This window comes from Nocardia sp. NBC_01377, assembly GCF_045040005.1.
In the GTDB taxonomy this organism is placed as follows: domain Bacteria; phylum Actinomycetota; class Actinomycetes; order Mycobacteriales; family Mycobacteriaceae; genus Nocardia; species Nocardia noduli.
In genome coordinates, this window is the sequence record NZ_CP109566.1 from 3,603,073 (window position 1) to 3,622,470 (window position 19,398).

Sequence of the window (19,398 nt, forward strand, 5' to 3'; positions counted from 1 at the left end):
GCATCACGGCGATGACAGCAGCCAAGCGCACCACCGCCGTGACGAAGCCCCGGGGCGGTGAATCCTCGGACAACGGTACGCGCAGGACAGAGATCCTGATGACCGCCGAGACCCTTTTCGCCACCTCCGGCCTGCGCACCTCGTTACAGGAGATCGCCGACGCGGCGGGCATACTCCCGGGAAGTCTCTATCACCATTTCGACTCGAAAGAGGCCATCCTCGTCGAACTGATGCGGCGATACCACGCCGACCTCGACCGGGTGGCCGAGGCGGCCGTCGCCGGACTCGACGAGTCCGATGAGCGGTCGGCCTCGGACAGAATCGTGGAACTGGGTACGGCCATCGCGGAATGCGCCGTCCGCAATCGTGCCGCGCTGCAGATGTCCTTCTTCGAAGGGCCTAGTGCCACAACAGAACTGACGGCGCTCACCCAACTTCGGCCGGTGCGGCTCAACGACGCGATGTTGCAGACTCTGCGGGCGGGGCGGTGGAGTGGATATATCCGTTCCGACATCGATCTCCCGGTGCTCGCGGATCGCATCTGCCAGTCGATGCTGCACGTGGGCCTCGATGTGATCAGGCACAAGGCGACGCCCGCTCGCGTGGCCACCCTGTTGTCCCGAATTCTGTTGGAAGGTATCGCTTCCGAACCTCTCGGCGATGCCGAACTGGATCGCTCCGCAGCGTTCGCCGCGGTGTCGGAGGTCATCGATTCCTGGGCCGAGGTCGACGTGGACGCCAGCGACAAGGCGCGCCATGTTCGAGCCGCGGGACGGGCCGTTTTCGGCCGACGCGGCTACGAGGCCACCACTGCCCGCGATATCGCTGCGGCGGCGGGTATGGCGACCGGCACGGTGTACCGGCTGATCGGCTCGAAGGACCAGTTACTGGCATCGATCATGCAGGAATTCGGAGAGAAGGTCGGGGCGGGCTGGGTCGCCGCGCTGAATTCGAATTCCAGCGTGCTGGAGAAGCTGGACGCGTTGAGCTGGATCAATATCATGGCCCTCGAACGGTTTCCCGACGAGTTCCGGATCCAGCTCGCATGGATGCGCCAATCCCCACCGGACACACCGAATCCCGGTTGGTCGTTCGCGGCTCGTGTACGCCAGATGAAGTCGATGCTCACCGCGGGCATCCGCGCGGGTGACATCTCGGTCGAGAGCCGATCGACCGAGATGCTCGCGAGATGTTTCATCGGCGTCCAATGGATTCCCGAGAACATCTTGCGGCAGGTGGGCCCCCGCCACGCGCTGGAACTGGTCCGAGACACCTCGCTGCGCGGAGTTGTGGCTCACTGATCGCCCCCGACCGCACGGCGGCGGACGCCACAGCGCCTCGCCGCCGACGGTTGATCAGATGTGGTAGTCGTACCACCGCAGATAGCCGCCCGCGTCGACACGCATCTGCATGCCGGTGACATAGCGGGCCTCGTCCGAGGCCAAGAAGACCACCATATCGCTGATATCTTCCGGTTCCACATACGGAACAGGCATGATCTGCTGCACCGGAAACGCCAGTTCCGCGTCCGCCCTGGTGGGATTCGGCAGATCGGGGCGGAAGGCCTGATACATCGGTTCGCTGTGCAACATCGGCGTATTGCAGTTGGTCGGATGGATCACGTTGGCCCGGATATTGCGCGGCCCGAACTGCGCGGCGAACTCGTGAACATACTGGGCCAACATGCGTTTGGACAACGGGTAGGCGATACCGCCCGGATCGGTTCCCGGATTGTCCAGCTGTTTGGTCTGCATCAGACCCGCGGTCGACCCGGTCGCGATGACCGACGCGCCGTCGCTCAGATGCGGCAACGCGGCCTGGATGGCGTTGATCGTGCCCACGAGATTGGTGGCGATCACATCGCACCAGGCTTGGTCTTTCGGTTCTCCTTTCATGCCCGCGATACCGGCCTGCGCCACGACGATGTCGAGCTTGCCGAACTCGGCTATCCCCGCGCGGACCGCGGCGTCCATCTGATCGGCGGAACGAACATCCGCCTCTCGCGTCAGCACACGACGGCCCGCCTTTTCCACCAGTCGTGCCGTCTCGGCGAGATCTTCCGGCCGCGCCAGCGCGTACCTGAGCGTTTCGATATCCCGGCACAGATCGACCGCGATGATGTCGGCCCCTTCTTCGGCCAGCCGCACCGCATGGCTGCGTCCCTGACCTCGGGCCGCGCCCGTGATGAACGCGACCTTTCCTTCCACACGTCCCATCTGGATTTCCTTTCAACCGTTCTTGGATCGGCGAATGCCGACAGGCCGTCAGCAGAAGGGCAGTAGCGCCGCCTGTTCCGGACGCTTCGCCTAGTCCGAAGCGTACGGAACGAAAATTCGGTTCACAAGAGGCCGGTAACTTTCCGGGGAAACGCCCGCCGAGGGCATGCAGGACACGGCGACTCCGGCGGGCCGGCGCACCGAATACTCCGAATCCCCCGCGCCGGTCGCGCTTTCAACTGTTGACGGCCCGAGCACCGCGCCTCTATGGTGACGCGGAACGAATATTCGGTCGCATACAGGAGGCTGCGTGGCATCGCTCATCGAGACCACGATCGGCAACACTGTCGCCTGCGGGATGAGCCCATTTCGTCCCGGCGATCGGTGTCGCACATGAGTGCCGAACCCGTCGGGGCAGAACGTGTCCGGGGTTCGGCCGCCGAGGAGATCGCGACCTGGTCTCGCGGATACGTTCGCAGGCATCCGGCCGCGTCTCTGGAAACGCTGGGTCGGCAGGTGATCCTCGGCGGCCGTGCAGTCCGCTACCTGGTCATCGATACCTGGACGGGAAGATTCCCGTTCGGCGAGTTCGTCCACCAAGCGGCGTTCATGGTCAAGACCTCGGTCGTCCCGACAGCCGCCGTGGCGCTGCCGGTCAGCGCCACGCTATCGATCCAATTCGGCTTGCTGGCAGGCCAGGTCGGAGCGACCTCGCTGGCCGGTGCGGCCAGCGGCCTGGCGGTGATCCGGCAATCGGCGCCACTCGTGACAGCGATTCTGCTGGCCGCCGCTGTCGGCTCGGCGATATGTTCCGACCTCGGCGCGCGCACGATTCGCGATGAGATCGACGCCATGGAGGTCATGGGCGTCTCGGCATTGCGGCGGCTCGTGGTTCCGAGGCTCGCCGCCGGAATCATCGTGGCGATGGCGTTGACCGGATTCAGCTGTTTCATCGGCTTTCTCGCCGGATATCTGTTCAATGTCTACGTCCAGGACGGGACGCCGGGCAGTTTCATGGCGACGTTCTCGTCCTTCGCGACCGCGGGCGATCTGTATCTGGCGATGGTGAAGGCCGCGGTGTTCGGCACCATCGTGACGGTGGTCGCCTGCGAGAAGGGCCTCAACACCAAGGGCGGCCCGGGCGGGGTGGCCAATTCCGTGAACGCCACCGTGGTCGCGTCGATCATCTTGCTGATGGTCGTGAACGTCGGGTTCACCGAGATGTACACGATCCTGTTCCCGAGGACGACGCTCTGATGGCGGCGACCTACCTTCCACCGGGAATTCGACCGCTACGGACCATCACCCGAGGACCGGTGAACGTCCTCATCCGACTCGGTCACATGATCACCTTCTTCCTGCGGGCCTTCACATCGATTCCCTCGGCGATACGGCACTACAGCCGGGAATCGGTCAAAATCCTGTCCGATGTCACCTGGGGCAACGGCTCACTGGTCGTCGGCGGCGGAACCGCGGGTGTCATCATCGTTCTCGGCGCGTCCGCCGGGGCGATCGTCGGCATCGAGGGTTACAGCGCGTTGAAACTCCTCGGCATGGAACCCGCCACCGGCATGATCGCGGCCACCGCCGCGACGCGGGAATTGGCCCCGATCATGGCCTCGATCGCCTTCGCCGCGCAAGCCGGATGCCGGTTCACCGCTCAACTCGGCGCCATGAGGATCGCCGAGGAGATCGACGCGCTCGAATCGATCGCGATCCGGCCGATCCCCTACCTGGTCTCCACGAGACTGCTGGCGTCCATGGTGGCCCTGGTGCCGCTCTACCTCGCCGCGCTCGCCGCCGACTACCTCGCCGTCGAAGCATTCGTCCGGGTCGCGGGCGGCGACTCGTTCGGCACCTACGGGCACTACTTCAACCTGGTGCTCAGCGGCACCGATATTTTCTATTCACTGTTGAAAGGCCTGGTCTTCGTCGTGATCACCACGACGATCCAGTGCTACTACGGCTATTACGCCTCCGGCGGACCGCAGGGTGTCGGCGTCGCGGCCGGGCGCGCGATGCGCGCCGCCATCACCGTGATGATCTCGGTGAATCTACTGATGACACTTGCGCTCTGGGGTTTCGACTCCGGTTCGAGATTGAGCGGGTGACCCCGATGTCCATTCTGTTCGAATCCGACGACCGAGATCTCACCAACGCGAAACTGCTGCTGCGCGGTATCGCCTTCACCGTCGTGGCGGCGGCGGTGGTCACCGCGGGCATCGTGCGATCGCAGGGCGGTTTCGAGGAGTCGGTGCCGGTGACGGCGCTGATGAGCGACATAGGAGACGGGCTGCCGCCCAAATCCGATGTGAAGTATCGCGGCGTACTCGTCGGCTCGGTGTCGGAGGTCGTGGCGGCCTCGAACGGCGCACCGACCCTGGTGCGGCTCGCGCTGAAATCCGCACACGCCCCCGGTATACCGAGCACGGTCACCGCGCGGGTCGTGCCGAGCAATGTCTTCGCCGTCCCGTCGATCCAACTGGTCGACAACGGCGCGGGGCCACCTTTGAGGGCAGGCACGGAGATTCACGAGGATCACGGACTCGCGACGGTGCAATTACAGACCTCGTTGACGGCGTTGAGCCGAATCGCCGCCTCTGCGGGTCGATCACGCACCGATCCGACGGTCGGCATTCTCGAAACCGTCCAACGCGCCACCAGCGGCCGGGGATCCGACGCGTTGCGCGCGGGCGCCCAACTCGAGCGGATCGTGCTGACGATGAGCGAGTTGACCGCGCCGGACGGCAGCGAATCCACCCTGGGCGTGCTCACCGCGGCGCTGAACGGGTTGCGGTCCTCCTCGCCCGATCTGCTCGACGCCGTCAATCAGGCGGTCGTCCCCCTACGCACCGTCGCGGCACAACGCGCGCGGTTGACCGAACTCGTCAGCGGCGGACTGGTGACCACCGCGACGGTGGCCGAGGCGATGAACAACAACACCGACACGCTGCTCGACGTCACCGCCGATTTCGGACCGGTGCTCGGTGTACTCGGCGCCGGAAGCCAGAACTTCGTCCAGATGACGTCCTCTCAACGCAATGTCGCCGAGAAGGTCACCCAGGTGCTCTGGCGTCCGGAAAGTCAGAGCGCCGTTCCGAAGATCATCGTCGAACTCACCCCGCACAAGCAGTACACGCGCGAAGACTGTCCCCGCTACGGCGAATTGGCCGGCCCCAGCTGCCTCACCGGACCACCCGGGCCCGGCGTCCTCGGCACCGCGAACACCGGACCGACACCAGCGGCCGACACCGGCGGACGTGAGCCGACGGGCAGCGTCGGCGATCGCGCGCGGATCGCGCGAATTCTGGGAACGACACCCGACGCGTTGTCGACGCTTCTGCTCGGACCACTCGTGCGTGGCAACGACGTGCGGGTCACACCCGTTCCGGCCGGTGCGCCGACCGAGGAAGGGCCCCGATGAGTTACCGACGGCCATTGGTCGGAGTAACGCTGTTCCTGGTGATCGCGGTCGTTTTGACCTGGATGGTCGGTGCGACTCTGCAACGGGGTGTTCCCGGCAGAACCCACAGCTATTCGGCGCTGTTCACCGATGTGTCGGGTCTACGGGTCGGTGACGACGTGCGCATGGCGGGTGTGCAGGTCGGCCGGGTCGAGGCAGTCGAAATCGCGGGAACCGCTGCCGAAGTCACGTTCGAGGTGCAGCGCGATCAGATTCTCTACGGCAACACCCAAGTGGCGGTGACCTACCAGAATCTGATCGGTCAGCGCTATCTCGGACTGTCGCTGGTCGATTTCGGCGAGCCCGAACCGCTGGAACCGGGCGCGCGGATACCACTCGAACACACCGAACCCTCCTTCGATCTGTCCGGACTGCTCAACGGTTTCCAGCCACTGTTCGGCCTGCTCGATCCCGAAGACGTCGATGACATCACTTCCGCGCTGATTCGCGCACTCCAGGGCGAAGACAGTGCGATTCCCACCCTGATCGCCCAAACAGCCACGCTGGCACAATCCTTCGCCGGCCCGGACGAGATCCTGGGCTCGATCATCGAAAACCTGAGCCGAGTGGTGGGTGACCTCGCGAAGCAGACCGGCGATCTGGCGACCACGATCGGACAGACCCGCAAGATCTTCGATGGCCTGTACGAGCGGCGGGACACACTACTCGATCAGACCGCCGCGATCGCGGCGGTGGTCGATCGGGCCTCGCAGGTGGTACAGGGGGCCGCACCCTCGATGAACCGCTTCGTCGAACGTCCATCCGGCTTCGCCGCACATTTCGTGAACAACAAGGCGTCCTTCGCCTACCTCGCCTACAACCTTCCGCTGCTGCTGCAGACGCTGGGGCGCATCGTCGACCAGGGGGCGTATCTGACCGCCTATGTCTGCGATATCGGCTTCAGCGTGGTTCCGGGAATCGATCCGCTGATCGCCTCGATCCTGGGAATCGCCAGTCCGAGCGGCAAACCCGAACACTCCCCGATCTGCAGGTGATCGCTATGAGACCACGTGTGCCTACACTCCGGAAACGCGGCACCGCACGACCGTCCGATACGGCCGCCCCGTTGCGCGTCGGCATGATCACGGTCGCCCTCTTGGCGACGGTGCTCACGGCCACCGTTTTCGTCAACTCGCTACATCTGGGGAAATCCACGTATCAGGCACAATTCGTCCAGGCAGCCGGAATCGCCCCGGGCGACGCGGTGACCTACGTCGGGATCCCGATCGGAACCGTCACCGGCACCCGACTCACGGGCGACCACGTGACAGTCACGATGAAAATCGACCGGGACGCGAAACTGGGCGCCGACACCCGCGCCTCGATCAAGCTGACGACCCTGCTCGGGTCGCGCTATATCGAATTGCGCTCGAACGGGACCGGCCGGTTGCGCGACGACAACATCCCCCTGTCACACACCGAAGTCCCCTACAACCTGGAGACCGCCCTGCAGGACGCGACCAAGACCTTCGGCAAACTCGACGCCGAGCAGATCGCGAACTCGATGACCACGCTCTCCGACAAATTGCGGGATCTGCCGCCGGCGGTACCGGAGGTGATGCACAACGTACAGGCGCTGTCGGCGGTCATCGCTCAGCGCCGCGACCAGATCGGCACCCTGGTGACGAGCACCGCTCAGGTCACGAGCGTGATCCGTGACCAGCAGGGCGATCTCGCGTCATTGGTGAGCCAGGGACGCACCGTGTTGCAGGAGATCAACTCCCGACAGGACGCGCTGCGGCGACTGCTCGCCGCCACGACCGCGCTCGTCCATCAGCTCGAACCGATCATCGTCGAGGACCGCGCGCAGTTGCAGGGGCTGCTCGATGATCTGCACTCGATGACGACCATGATCGCGAGCAACGACGCGTTACTGCGCAACATCCTGCAGATCCTGCCCGTCCCGTGGAGATTGTTCGCCAACGCCACCGGAACCGGTATGGAGCTGTCGGCCGCGGCACCGGACGGGGCGTTCATCGACTCGTTCATGTGCGCGCTGAGCAAGCGCGCCATCGAAATGGGCAAAGCCCCCTATCTCGAGGATTGCGAATGATCCGCGTACCCCCCTGGGTGAAACTGTCCGTGATCATCGCACTCGGTGCCGCGCTGGCCGGCTGTTCGACCGGTATCGATCCACTGGCCGACGACACGACGATCACCGCGACCTTCGACAACGCCAACGGCATCTATGTCGGCAATGTGGTCGCGGTATTGGGGATGAAAGTCGGCGAAGTGGTCGATGTCCGGGCGCACGGCATCGGTGTCGATGTCGAGCTCCGCGTGAACGGAGATGTCGCGATCCCCGCCGACGTCCGGGCGGTCACCGTCTCCGATTCCATTCTCACCGACCGGCATGTGGAACTCACCCCCGTCTATCGGGGTGGACCGAGGTTGGGCAGGAACGCCACCCTCGGATCGAACCGTACGAATACGCCGATCGAATTCGACAGCCTGTTGGAAATGGTCGAAAAGCTCACCGGCGCGCTCGGCGGCGACGGCGCGGGCAAAGGGCCGGTGGCCGACCTCGTCGACCTGGGTACCGCGGTCACCTCGGGTAACGGCGACGATATGCGCGCGGCGCTGAGCGAACTCGCCCGGGCTATGCGAACGGGCGACGACAACGGCGCGGCCACCCGCGATGCCATCACCGAGGTCGTCACCAACCTCGACGCGCTGACCGACCTGGCCGCGCGCAACGACCGGACGCTGCGCGAATTCGGTTCCGGCATATATCAGTTGAGTGAACTTCTGGCGGATCAGAACATCGGTGGCGGCACCACGGGCGCCACCGTCAATCGGATTCTCACCGCGGTCACGGAACTGCTGCAAAAAAACCAGCAGACGCTCGCGAATCTGGCGGGAAACGCCGACACGATATTCACCTCGCTGGCCGACTACAACGACAACATAGCCGAATTCCTGGATGTCTTTCCGTTGGTCACCAGCAACACCTATAACGCTATCGACCAGAATGTCGGCGCGTTGCGTGCCACAGTCGACCTCAATCGGCTCCTCCTGGATGGGCAGATGGTCAAGGAGGTCTGCAATCTACTGAATCTGACGAACCTCGGCTGCAATACCGGAGACATGCGTGACATGGGCCCCGACTTCGGCATCACCGCGATACTGCAAGGACTGGCACAGACGAAATGAAGTATCGGAAAACGACCGGCCCGCTCGCGGTTCTGGCCGTCGCCTCGGCACTGACCGCGACCGGCTGCGCGGTGAGCCTGGATCGAATCCCCCTGCCCTCACCCGGACTCGACGCCGACGCGTACACACTCACCGCCACCTTCGCCAACGCGTTGAATCTGCCGACAAAGGCGAAGGTCAAGATGAACGGCGCCGATATCGGCGAAGTCGAATCGATGGTCGCGCGGAACTACGCCGCGGTGGTCACCATGCGAATACAGCCCAGAGTCGAATTGCCGGTCGGCTCCACCGCCGAACTGCGTTCCGCCACGCCGATGGGCGATGTCTTCGTCGCGGTGAGCCCGCCGAAGACTCCCGCCCCCGCCTGGGGCACCTTGCACGACGGCTCGACCATCCCGATCGAGAACACCTCGGCGGCCTCGACCATCGAGGAAGCGCTCAGCCGCGCTTCTCTGCTGGTCAGCGGCGGTACCCTGGAGAACCTCACGCAGGTCGTGACAGCCTTGGGCGAATACGTCGGCGGGCGCGGCGATCGGCTCGCCGACTTGATCGAGAACACTCGACAGCTGCTGAACAGCCTCGCCACGCGCTCGGAACAGATCCAGGGCGTAATCAGTGGAGCCGCGGACCTCAGCAATACCGTCGCGATGCAACAGAATTCGATCAACGATGCCGTTGCCGCCGCCGGCCCCGCGCTCGAGGTCATCGGTTCCAACACCGACGGCTTCATCGGCCTGGTCGATCGCATCCACGCGATCACCGCGCAGTTGGCGCGGTTTCCCTCCATCCGGGGCACCAACAACGGCAGCATGGCCGCGCACATCGACCTGCTCGCCCAGGGACTCGCCGACGCCGCGAACAATCCCGACGCAGAACTCGACGCGCTCAACGCGATCATCGCGACGGTGGTGAAGTTGACTACTTCGTCCTCCGCGCATGTCGTGGTCGACGTCGCTCAACTCGCCGTCGGAGCGGTTCCCGATCCCGGCTTCCCCGGCACTCCTGGCGCCAGGTTGCCCGACGGCACCGATTTGGCGGCATTCGCCGGTTCACTGCACTACATGCTCGAGCGACTCGGCGGACGACTGAACGGAGCGCCGCGATGAGACGGCCTGGCCCGCGTATTCGGGAACTTCCCGCCGAAGTGATCGTCGGCGGCGTCCGCCGCGTCCGTGGACACCGCTTGGCGACATCGGTATTCGGACTGTTGGTGATCCTCGTCGCGAGCAGCGGCTACCTGACCATCGGCACCCTGAAGTTCGACCCGTTCGACTCGCCGTACCGGGTACGGGTCGAATTGGACCGATCCGGCGGTCTGCTACCCGGCCAGGACGTCACCCTGCGCGGCGTGCGTGTCGGCCGGGTGGCCTCGGTCGAGGTGGCGGACGACAGAGTGGTCGCGGTCGCGGCCATCGACTCGCGCGTTCGGATTCCGGACAGCGGAAAGGTACGCACCGCCGCACTGTCCGCCGCGGGTGAGCAGTATCTGGACTTTCTCCCCGATGTCGACGACGGCCCCTACCTGACCGATGGGTCGGTCGTCAGGGCCGATCGCACCTCGAGCCCTATCCCGATGTCACGCATGCTCGAATCGCTGAGCAGCACTCTCATCCAGGTAGATCCGGACAAACTGCGGACCATCACGAACGAACTCGGCGTGTCCGCCGCGGGACCGGACAAGTTGGCCGACATCGTCGACGGCGGCATATTCCTGATCTCCACGCTCGACGGGGTGCTGCCGCAAACCGTCCGCCTCATCCGCAACAGCAAAGTGGTACTGACGACGTTCTCCGAGGCCGAGCCGGAACTGAGGAAGACGGCGCGGGATCTGTCCGCGACTCTCGGCGGCGTCGCCCGGATGAGCGGCGGATTCGAGGAACTGGTGACCCACACCCCCGACACCCTCGCCACCATGGACGCGATCATCGCCCAGAACTCCCCCACGATGGTGCAACTGCTCGGCAATCTGGCCACCGTCGGGCAGATGACGTACCTGCGGGTGCCCGCGTTCAACGAGTTCTTCTTCCCGCAACAGCGCGGCGGTTCCACACTCGACGCGGTGGCCTCGGCATTCCACGACGGCGGCGTCTGGGCACTCGCGAGTATCTACCCGCGCTACCAGTGCGACTACGACGTACCGCGACGGCCGGGGGCGGTCCCGAACTTTCCCGCGCCCTATCTGTATTCCGACTGTGGGAATCCCGATCCCACACTGATTCCACGCGGCGCCCGCAACGCGCCCCGGCCGCCGGGTTGGCCGGTTCCGACCGTACCGCCCGGCGCCGACCCGTTGGCCACGGCCGATCCGCCGCCCACCGGACCGTCGAGCATTCCGACGCCGTACGGTGGCGCACCCGCGCCGTCCTACATTCCCCCCAAATGACGGGCCGCGCACGTGACCACACAGAAGACAACAGAATCGACCGAGGAGCCGAGCCCGGCATCGGTCGATGACAGTCCGGCTGTCGCCTCGACCGGCCCCTACCCGGCCGTGATCATCGGCCTGTCGACGCTGCTCGTCGCAGCGATGGCGGCGGCGGGATTTCTCGGATGGAAAGTACAGCAGGACAACGCAATCGACCAAGCCGCGACACAGGCGCTCGCCGTCGGCCAACAGTATGCGGTGACCCTGACCAGTATCGACGCGGCCCACATCGATCGGGACTTCGCCGCGATCGACGCGGGAGCCACGGGCGCGTTCAAACAGATGTACGCCCAGTCCGCCGTCCAGCTACAGCCGCTGCTGGTGCAGGCACAATCGGTGAGCAAGGGGCGGGTCCTGAGCGCGAGTGTGCAATCCGCGTCGCGCGAACGCGTCGTGGTGATGATGTTCGTCGACGCCGAGGTCACCAATTCGACCACCACCGGCCCCCGGGTGGATCGCAGTCGGATCCTGATGACTCTGGACGACGTCGGGGGGCACTGGCTGACCAGCAGTGTCGAAATCCTCTGACGCCGCAGCTCCCGAGTAACGCGCCGCGTGGTCCGCGCCCATCCCGGGTGTGGACCACGCGGCGTTGCTACCCGTCGACCGAGGACACTCCCGGGTGGGAAGTGCGGACCCGATGGCGCGATGTTGTTCATGCCGATGATGTTGATCGGCATCGGCGCCCCGGCGCGGACGGTCTGCTCGACATAGACCATCTGCTCCAGCAGTGTCGCGTCTCTGCCGCCGTATTCCACCGGCCAGGCCACCGCCGCCCAGGCGTGGTCGGCCATCGTGCGGCTCCACCGCCTCGCCACCTCGAATGCCGCGGGATCGCTCGAGACGCGCTGTCCCGCCGAGACGATCTCGTCGGTCAGGTGCTCGGCCAGCCAGTTCCGGAGGTCTTCCCGGAACGCCTCCCTCCTTGCCGGGAACGAGAACTCCATGGGCGCCGCCTACTCGATTCGCTGTCGTCGCCGGATTCCCACTCGATCACCGATCGTGATGTCGTGCACGGTAGATTGAGCAATTCTGACAACCTCGACATGTGACCTAATATTCGTTCCGACACTGACGAGGGAGGTCGAACGCGTCAACACTCGCGAATGAGGAATTTCTACGCGGGACGCACGATCATCGGCAGCCGAGACCAGCCGCGGACGCTGGCGGTATGAGCACGCGCGGCGCCGCTGTAGTCGATGTCCCATTCCGGCCAGCGCCGGAGTAGTTCTTCGAGCGCGATCCGGCCCTCCAGGCGGGCCAGCGCGGCGCCGAGGCAGAAGTGCAACCCGTAGCCGAAGCTGAGATGCGAGGCTTCGCGATGGATATCGAAACGATCGGGTTCGGCGAACCGACGTTCGTCGCGATTGGCCGACCCGTTCAGGATCAACACGACCGAACCCTCCGGCACGAGCTGATCGTGGAATCGGACGTCGCGGGCGACGTAACGGGCCTGCACCGGGGACGGCGCCTCGAAACGCAGCGTCTCCTCCACCGCGCGCGGGATCAGCGTCGGATCGGCCACGATCTGTGCCCGTTGATCCGGATGTTCGGCGAGCGACTGCGCCATGAACCCGATCAGCCGCGTCGTCGTCTCGTTGCCGGCGCCCGCGACGGTGCTGGTGTAGGTGAGGACCTCGGTACGGGTCAGCCGCCTGCGGGTGCCGTCCGGCTCCTCGACCTCCGCGTTGAGCAACTCGGTCATGAGGTCGTCGGAAGGATGCTCGGCGCGCCAGTCGATGTACTCGGTGAACACCTCGATGCTGCGTTCGAAGGTCCCCGCGTCGAACTGCCTGGCGGCGTCGGCGTTCTCGAGGGTCAGCACTTCGTCGGTGTTGTCACGAATGGCCGCTTGATCGGCTTCCGGAATGCCGAGCAGGTAGCCGATCGTACGCATCGGCATCAGCGCGCCGAAGTCCGCGATCACGTCGAATTCCGTCGCGCCGATCAGCGGATCGAGGGCCCTCGCACAGAAATCCCGCACCTGCGACTCGATTCCCAGCATGCGACGCGGGCTGAAGACCTTCGCGAGCAGCTTCCGGTGCGCATCGTGGATCGGCGGGTCCTCCCACAGGATGATTCCCGGCGGGATCTGCGCGCCGGAGAAGATCACGTCCGCGACCGTGCCCCGCCCCGAGCGAAAGGTCTCCCAGTCGACCAGTGCTGCGGCGACGTCGTCGTAGCGACTCAGCGCGTAGAAGCCGTGCTTCCGGTTGTGGTACAGCGGCGCGTCGTCGCGCAGCCGTCTCCAGACCGGATACGGATTCGCGTCGATCTCGAAGTCGTAGGGATCGTAGTAGAGATCAACCGCTCGGGCTTCGGCCACCGGTCTGCTTCCCTTCACGCGCCGTGGCACAGTGACCACGGCATGCCTGATATTTGTTTCATACAGTGATGAACGCCTCTGCTAGGGAGGCTGATTCGGTATTCCGGGGAATAAGGGAGCCGTCGGACCGGCGGTGACCCAACCCCCCAGTTTGGTGGCGAGGTGGGGCGCGAAGACGGCACCGTAGAGCAGGTGTCCGATGAGGACGACCCCGACGACGGACAAGACCGACGAGCGTAGACGGGTGGATGCCTTCGCATCGGCCCAAATGTCGACGACGGTGCGCCCTTCGTGGTCGGTTCGCCCGAGGAGATAGGTGAAAACCATCATCTGCACCCCCATCGCGAGGGCGTCGTAGAGCGGGTACTGATTCTTTGTCCCCTCCCACAACGCCAGTCCGGGGATCACCCGACCGTAGTAGAAGACCCCCAGTCGCGCGCCCAGGATCGCGTTGAAGAGGAAAGCCCAGATGAAGCCGACGACCAATCCGACGACGAGAAGCGTGGTCGGTCTCGACCAGTGGAACCTCGCGATCAACCGTCGTCCGAGCGCGGCACCGATCACGGGAGGCAGGACGAAATAGGCGATATAGCCGGGGGGCACCGATGCCGGTAGTCCGTACCACGTCAGGTTCAACGGCCACCAGGACGGCATGCGCGGAATGGCGGGCGCGAACTGTGCGTAGACCGCCCAGTCGTAGGGCGCCTCGATCCAGGAGAACGAGATCGCCGAGATGCACACCAGCAGTAGCGGATGCAGACGGCGGCGCCGGTAGCTGAGATACACGCCGATAGCGACGAAGGTGAACCCGCCGACGTAGGCGAAGGCGATGGCCGCCTTCAGCAATGGCGTCAACTCGCCGTTCACCGGTCGCGCTCCCGGTTCCGAGCGCCGCGCGCTTCCGGGTCGTAACGGAGCACCACCGCGAAGATGGCGACTATCAGGCCGAACAGCGTAACCAGCATAATGACTGCGCCCACGTCCACGCCCCTTTTCGATCCGAACCCACCCATTGGGTAGTGCCTACTATCTTATCTTTGGATAGTGGAGACTATCTTAATTTTCATCGGCCGCCAAGAGCGGCTCGAGGAGCGAATCACCCGTGCCCGAGCGACCGTCCTCCAGCAAACAGACAGCGGCGGAGAAGCCCGTCCCGTCGCCCCGGCGACCTCGGGGCGCGGTGCGCGGACTTCTACTCGATGCTGCCCGCGCCCTTTTCGCCAGGCAGGACTACCGCAGCACCACGACACGTGAGATAGCCGAGGCGGCAGGCGTCACCGAGCCACTACTTTTTCGTCATTTCGGCTCGAAAGCGGCCCTGTTTCGGGAGGCCCTCGTTCTCCCCTTCACCGGCTTCATCGATGAATTCAGCCGAACATGGCAGGCGGTCGTCCCCGAGGAGACCGACGAGGAAGATCTGGCCCGGCATTTCGTCGGGCAGCTCTACGACGTGTTCGTCGAGCACCGAGGCCTCGTCGTCACCCTGCTGGCCTCGGAGAGTTTGAGCGAGGAGGAAATAGTCGACGCGGGCATCGCCGATATCCGGCATTCACTCTCGGTTCTCGGTCGGATCAGCACCGAGGGCATGGACCTGCGGGGAATGCGGTCGAGCCATCCCGATCTGGCGGCTCACTCGACAGTGGCGATGATCGTCGGCATGGCCGCGTTGCGTTCGACCTACTTCGGAACCGAGCAGCCTTCGCGGGAGGCGATCGTCGACGAGCTCACCCAGGCCGTCCTCCACGGGTTCCTGCATCGTCACGGGTGAACCCACCCACCGAAAAAGGCCGTCGCCGACGCGAGGGTCACACGAGGCGTATGTCGGGCTGACGTATAAATGCTGCATGGACAGCCCAGGAATCGAACTCGACGACGAGCCCGCCGCGCCGTCGATGGCGCGATCCTCGCTGCTGCGCGAACTGCCGACCACTCCGCGCGGGCTGCGGACCAGGGCCACGCTGGTCGCCGCGGCTCGCAAGGTGTTCGAGCGACGGGGCTACCTGGAGACCAGGTTGTCCGATATCACCACGTCCGCGAAATGTTCGGCCGGGACTTTCTACACCTATTTCGGGAGTAAGGAGGAGATCTTCGCCGCCGTCCTCGAGGTCGCGCAAGAGGACATGATGCATCCCGGTATGCCGAGGGTGGCCGACGACGGCGATCCGGCGGCGATCATCGAGGCGTCCAACCGCGCCTATTTCGACGCCTACCGGCGCAATGCGAAACTCATGATCCTGCTCGAGCAGGTCGCCAATATCGACACCGAGTTCAGGACGTTGCGCCGTCTGCGCGGTGAGGCCTTCATCGCGCGCAATGCGCGCAGTATCCAGAATTTGCAGGAACGCGGCCTGGCCGACCCGGTGCTGGATCCGCTGCTGGCCTCCCAGGCGCTGTCGGGAATGGTCAGTAGGCTCGCGTTCACCTACTTCTCGGCCGACGACACCGAACGCGCGGGTGTCCCGCTGAACGATCTGGTCGATACCGCGACCAGGCTGTGGGTCAACGCGCTGCGGGTTCCGGCCAAGAACTAGGTCGTGCGGACGATGGTTTCGCACCCGAATAACCCCAGATGACGCGCCATATTCCAGGCATGAACTTGAAGTTGGTTTCAAATTCAGATAGACAGGTGTGAACGCGGCGCGGCCCCTGCGGGCGGCCGCGTCCGAGCAGGTCCCCGATCGACGCGCACCCGATCACCGATCACCGGCGCCCGTCCCACTATCGTCAGGAGCCACGATGTCGCTGTTCGACACCTCCGAGCGCGCGGAGCGCTATCGGATCGAACTGCTCGAATTCATGGAATCGCATGTCTACCCCGCTGAATCGGTCTACGAACAGCAGATGATCGAATCCGGCGATCCGCACTTCCAGCCGCCCATCCTGGACGAACTCAAAGCCGAAGCGCGGCGGCGCGGCCTGTGGAACCTTTTCCATCCGCATCCGGAGTGGGGTCCCGGACTCACCAACCTCGAGTACGCGCCGCTGGCCGAGATCATGGGCCGCAGCCATATCGCGTCGGAGGCGTGCAACTGCAACGCGCCCGACACCGGCAATATGGAAGTGCTGACCCTGTTCGGCACCGACGAGCACAAGAAGAAATACCTCGAACCGCTGCTCGCGGGCACGATGGCCTCGGCGTTCGCGATGACCGAACCGGGCGTGGCCAGTTCCGACGCCACCAATGTCGAATTGTCGATGGTGCGCGACGGGAACGAATACCTGCTCAATGGCCGGAAATGGTTCGCCTCCAACGCGATGCACAAGAACTGCAAGGTGCTCATCGTGATGGGCAAGACCGATCCGACCGCCGCGGCGCATCGCCAGCAGTCGATGATGGTCGTCCCGATCGACGCGCCCGGTGTCACGGTCATGCGCAATCTGCCGGTCTTCGGGTACCACGACCGAGAGGGACACGCCGAGATCGACTTCCGCGATGTCCGCGTCCCCGCCAAGGACGTACTCGCGGGTGAAGGCGAAGGTTTCGCGATCAGCCAGGCGCGCCTCGGTCCCGGCCGCATCCACCACTGCATGCGCTGTATCGGGATGGCCGAGCGCGCGCTGGAACTGATGTGTACCAGGGCCGCGTCGCGATCCACCTTCGGCAAGCCGATCAGCGAGAACGCCAATATCCAGGACTGGATCGCCGAATCCCGCATCGATATCGAGATGATCCGCCTGCTCACCCTCAAGACGGCCTATCTGATGGACACCGTCGGCAACAAGCGGGCGCGCACCGAGATCGCCGCGATCAAGGTCGCCGCCCCCAATATCGCGTTGAAGGTCATCGACCGCGCGATCCAGGTGCACGGTGGCGCGGGTGTCACCGACGATTTCCCGCTCGCCATGGCCTGGGCCCATCTGCGCACCCTGCGACTGGCCGACGGTCCGGACGAGGTGCACAAACGCACCATCGCGCGGCAGGAACTCGGCAAGTACCGCCGCGCGGCCGCGGCGACGAACGGACAGCAGGTGAAGGCATGACGAACCTGGATCTCACCGGCCGGACCGCGATCATCACCGGAGCCTCGCGCGGCATCGGCTTGGCCACCGCCGAGGCGATCGCCGCGGCGGGCGGCAACGTGGTGCTGACGTCGCGGTCACAGGAGTCCGCGGACGCGGCCGCCGCACAGGTCGGCCGCGGCGCCCTCGGCATCGCCGCGCACGCCACGGACGCCGAGGCCGCGCGGCGCTGTGTCGAGTCGACGCTCGAAACCTTCGGCAGCATAGATATTCTCGTCAACAACGCGGGCACCAATCCGGCCTACGGTCCGGTGATCGACCAGGACTACGCCCGCTTCGCCAAGACCTTCGACGTGAACCTGTGGGCACCGGTCCTGTGGACCTCGCTCGCGGTGCGGGCCTGGATGGGTGACCACGGCGGCGCGGTGGTCAACATGGCCTCCATCGGCGGGCTCGGGTTCGAGGCGAATCTGGGCGTCTACAACGCGAGTAAGGCCGCGCTGATCCACCTCACCAAGCAGATGGCGCTGGAACTGTCGCCGAAGATCCGGGTCAACGCCGTCGCACCGGGTATCGTGCGCACCAAACTGGCCGCGGCGCTGTGGCAGGAGCACGAGGAACAGCTCACGGCGACAACGGCTTCGGGACGCATCGGCGAGCCCGACGACGTCGCGTCGGCGATCGTGTTCCTGGCCTCCGACGCCGCGAGCTGGGTCACCGGCGAGACGATGGTCATCGACGGCGGGCAGCGACTCGGCGACGCGAGCGAGTTCCGCCGAGAGGCCGGCGCGCGTGTCTGAGGTGAGTACGGCCGCCGGAGTCGACCCCGACGCGGTGGCGGGCTGGTTCGACACACTCGGCGTCGAATATCTCGGACGGTTGCGTTTCGAGCGGATGGGCCTTGGCCAGTCCAATCTGACCTACCTCGTCACCGACGCCGGACCCGGCCGCTGGGTGCTGCGCAGGCCACCGCTGGGCACGTTGCTCGCCTCGGCCCACGATGTCGCGCGGGAGGCGCGCATCATGGCCGCCCTCGAGCACACCGCCGTGCCGGTGCCGCGCATTCTCGGCGTCGCCGAGGACCCCGCGGTCAGCGATGTCGCCATGGTGCTGATGGAATTCGTCGACGGCCAGATCGTCGACACCATGGATATCGCGCGCTCGCTCACGCCCGAGCGGCGTCGCGCGCTCGCGCTGTCGCTGCCGCGCACCCTCGCCGAGATCCACAGCGTCGATATCGAAGGCGTCGGACTCGGCGACCTGGCGAGCCGCAAACCGTACGCCGAGCGTCAGCTGAAGCGGTGGGCGGGGCAATGGGAGAAGTCCAGAAACAGGGATCTGCCCGAACTCGACGACCTCACCCGACGGCTCGGTGCGGCGATACCGGAACAGCGCGAGATCACGCTGGTGCATGGGGATTTCCATCTGCGCAACGTCGTCGCGGATCGGGATTCCGGCGATCTGGTCGCCGCGCTGGACTGGGAACTGTCGACCCTGGGTGAACCGCTGGCCGATATGGGCAGTCTGCTCGCCTACTGGACCGAACCGGGTGAGGACGGCGGCGATTTCCCCGCCTCGACCCTGCCCGGTTTCCCCGACCGCGCCGAGATGGCGGGCACCTACCTGGGGCAGACCGGCCGCGATCCCGACGCGCTGCGGTACTGGCATGTGGTCGGGTTGTGGAAGCTCGCGGTCATCGCGGAGGGTGTCATGCGCCGGGCCATGGACGAACCACAGAACCGGGCGGCCACGGGCACGCCGACCGCCGAGCGCATCGACGGGCTGGTGCACACCGCGCGTCGGATCGCCGACGCGGCGGGGTTCTGACCGATAGGCCACGTGACCACCGTCGCCT

General features: G+C 65.3%; 18 protein-coding genes and 1 pseudogene. 15 read left to right on the plus strand and 4 right to left on the minus strand.

What is annotated here, in order from left to right:
- The first annotated feature begins 11 nt into the window (after nt 1-11).
- Entirely contained in the window at nt 12-1,301 is a 1,290-nt protein-coding gene (locus OG225_RS16485; protein ID WP_405182464.1) for a TetR/AcrR family transcriptional regulator, read from the plus strand.
- Between the two features lie 54 nt (nt 1,302-1,355).
- Here the strand turns inward: OG225_RS16485 and OG225_RS16490 are convergent, their stop codons facing one another.
- Entirely contained in the window at nt 1,356-2,216 is an 861-nt protein-coding gene (locus OG225_RS16490; RefSeq protein WP_405182465.1) for a mycofactocin-coupled SDR family oxidoreductase, read from the minus strand.
- Nucleotides 2,217-2,609: 393 nt separating this feature from the next.
- Between OG225_RS16490 and OG225_RS16495 the strand changes: the two genes are divergently transcribed.
- Genes OG225_RS16495 through OG225_RS16535 form a run of 9 tightly spaced genes read left to right on the plus strand, consistent with a single transcriptional unit; the run spans nt 2,610 to nt 11,785 of the window.
- Nucleotides 2,610-3,473: an MlaE family ABC transporter permease gene (locus OG225_RS16495; RefSeq protein ID WP_405182466.1), complete on the plus strand. Its 864-nt coding sequence runs from the start codon at nt 2,610-2,612 to the stop codon at nt 3,471-3,473.
- Nucleotides 3,473-4,327, plus strand: a complete 855-nt coding sequence (locus OG225_RS16500; RefSeq protein ID WP_405182467.1) for an ABC transporter permease — start codon at nt 3,473-3,475, stop codon at nt 4,325-4,327. Before OG225_RS16495 ends, OG225_RS16500 begins: the two co-directional genes overlap by 1 nt.
- A 5-nt stretch (nt 4,328-4,332) precedes the next feature.
- Entirely contained in the window at nt 4,333-5,640 is a 1,308-nt protein-coding gene (locus OG225_RS16505; RefSeq protein ID WP_405182468.1) for an MlaD family protein, read from the plus strand.
- The gene (locus OG225_RS16510) at nt 5,637-6,674 is read left to right on the plus strand and encodes an MCE family protein (protein ID WP_405182469.1); all 1,038 of its coding nucleotides are present in this window, start codon (nt 5,637-5,639) and stop codon (nt 6,672-6,674) included. The genes OG225_RS16505 and OG225_RS16510 overlap by 4 nt, the downstream gene beginning before the upstream one ends.
- Nucleotides 6,675-6,691: 17 nt before the next feature.
- Nucleotides 6,692-7,732, plus strand: coding sequence for an MCE family protein (locus OG225_RS16515; RefSeq protein ID WP_405182470.1), 1,041 nt, complete (start codon nt 6,692-6,694; stop codon nt 7,730-7,732).
- Nucleotides 7,729-8,832, plus strand: coding sequence for an MlaD family protein (locus tag OG225_RS16520; protein ID WP_405182471.1), 1,104 nt, complete (start codon nt 7,729-7,731; stop codon nt 8,830-8,832). The genes OG225_RS16515 and OG225_RS16520 overlap by 4 nt, the downstream gene beginning before the upstream one ends.
- A complete protein-coding gene (locus OG225_RS16525; RefSeq protein WP_405182472.1) occupies nt 8,829-9,938 on the plus strand; it encodes an MlaD family protein in 1,110 nt (369 codons plus the stop codon). Before OG225_RS16520 ends, OG225_RS16525 begins: the two co-directional genes overlap by 4 nt.
- A complete protein-coding gene (locus OG225_RS16530; RefSeq protein ID WP_405182473.1) occupies nt 9,935-11,215 on the plus strand; it encodes an MlaD family protein in 1,281 nt (426 codons plus the stop codon). Before OG225_RS16525 ends, OG225_RS16530 begins: the two co-directional genes overlap by 4 nt.
- 12 nt (nt 11,216-11,227) lie before the next feature.
- Entirely contained in the window at nt 11,228-11,785 is a 558-nt protein-coding gene (locus OG225_RS16535) for a hypothetical protein (protein WP_405183546.1), read from the plus strand.
- A gap of 134 nt (nt 11,786-11,919) precedes the next feature.
- On the opposite strand, the pseudogene OG225_RS16540 reads toward OG225_RS16535, so the two are convergent.
- From OG225_RS16540 to OG225_RS16550, 3 genes and pseudogenes are all read right to left on the minus strand, one after another.
- Nucleotides 11,920-12,204 (minus strand): annotated as a pseudogene (locus tag OG225_RS16540) (acyl-CoA dehydrogenase family protein); the annotation flags it as partial.
- 170 nt (nt 12,205-12,374) lie between these two features.
- Nucleotides 12,375-13,583, minus strand: coding sequence for a cytochrome P450 (locus OG225_RS16545; protein ID WP_405182474.1), 1,209 nt, complete (start codon nt 13,581-13,583; stop codon nt 12,375-12,377).
- Between the two features lie 81 nt (nt 13,584-13,664).
- Nucleotides 13,665-14,450, minus strand: a complete 786-nt coding sequence (locus tag OG225_RS16550; RefSeq protein ID WP_405182475.1) for a spirocyclase AveC family protein — start codon at nt 14,448-14,450, stop codon at nt 13,665-13,667.
- A 235-nt stretch (nt 14,451-14,685) separates the two neighbouring features.
- Between OG225_RS16550 and OG225_RS16555 the strand changes: the two genes are divergently transcribed.
- From OG225_RS16555 to OG225_RS16575, 5 genes are all read left to right on the plus strand, one after another.
- Nucleotides 14,686-15,351, plus strand: a complete 666-nt coding sequence (locus tag OG225_RS16555) for a TetR/AcrR family transcriptional regulator (RefSeq protein WP_109530340.1) — start codon at nt 14,686-14,688, stop codon at nt 15,349-15,351.
- 76 nt (nt 15,352-15,427) lie between these two features.
- Nucleotides 15,428-16,114 carry a TetR/AcrR family transcriptional regulator gene (locus OG225_RS16560; protein WP_405182476.1) on the plus strand — a complete coding sequence of 229 codons (687 nt, stop codon included), beginning with the start codon at nt 15,428-15,430 and terminating at the stop codon, nt 16,112-16,114.
- A 205-nt stretch (nt 16,115-16,319) separates the two neighbouring features.
- Nucleotides 16,320-17,564 carry an acyl-CoA dehydrogenase family protein gene (locus OG225_RS16565; protein WP_405182477.1) on the plus strand — a complete coding sequence of 415 codons (1,245 nt, stop codon included), beginning with the start codon at nt 16,320-16,322 and terminating at the stop codon, nt 17,562-17,564.
- Entirely contained in the window at nt 17,561-18,343 is a 783-nt protein-coding gene (locus tag OG225_RS16570; RefSeq protein ID WP_405182478.1) for an SDR family oxidoreductase, read from the plus strand. The genes OG225_RS16565 and OG225_RS16570 overlap by 4 nt, the downstream gene beginning before the upstream one ends.
- A 1-nt stretch (nt 18,344) precedes the next feature.
- Nucleotides 18,345-19,370 (plus strand): phosphotransferase family protein, encoded by a 1,026-nt coding sequence (locus OG225_RS16575; protein ID WP_405182479.1) that lies wholly within the window; start codon nt 18,345-18,347, stop codon nt 19,368-19,370.
- Nucleotides 19,371-19,398 lie beyond the last annotated feature (28 nt).

Coding starts and splice junctions, on each gene's coding strand:
- OG225_RS16530 (WP_405182473.1), top strand. CDS start 9,935: ATGAGACGGCCTGGCCCGCGTATTCGGGAACTTCCCGCCGAAGTGATC.
- OG225_RS16560 (WP_405182476.1), top strand. CDS start 15,428: ATGGACAGCCCAGGAATCGAACTCGACGACGAGCCCGCCGCGCCGTCG.
- OG225_RS16510 (WP_405182469.1), top strand. CDS start 5,637: ATGAGTTACCGACGGCCATTGGTCGGAGTAACGCTGTTCCTGGTGATC.
- OG225_RS16505 (WP_405182468.1), top strand. CDS start 4,333: ATGTCCATTCTGTTCGAATCCGACGACCGAGATCTCACCAACGCGAAA.
- OG225_RS16565 (WP_405182477.1), top strand. CDS start 16,320: ATGTCGCTGTTCGACACCTCCGAGCGCGCGGAGCGCTATCGGATCGAA.
- OG225_RS16570 (WP_405182478.1), top strand. CDS start 17,561: ATGACGAACCTGGATCTCACCGGCCGGACCGCGATCATCACCGGAGCC.
- OG225_RS16500 (WP_405182467.1), top strand. CDS start 3,473: ATGGCGGCGACCTACCTTCCACCGGGAATTCGACCGCTACGGACCATC.
- OG225_RS16485 (WP_405182464.1), top strand. CDS start 12: ATGACAGCAGCCAAGCGCACCACCGCCGTGACGAAGCCCCGGGGCGGT.
- OG225_RS16520 (WP_405182471.1), top strand. CDS start 7,729: ATGATCCGCGTACCCCCCTGGGTGAAACTGTCCGTGATCATCGCACTC.
- OG225_RS16495 (WP_405182466.1), top strand. CDS start 2,610: ATGAGTGCCGAACCCGTCGGGGCAGAACGTGTCCGGGGTTCGGCCGCC.
- OG225_RS16490 (WP_405182465.1), bottom strand. CDS start 2,216: ATGGGACGTGTGGAAGGAAAGGTCGCGTTCATCACGGGCGCGGCCCGA.
- OG225_RS16525 (WP_405182472.1), top strand. CDS start 8,829: ATGAAGTATCGGAAAACGACCGGCCCGCTCGCGGTTCTGGCCGTCGCC.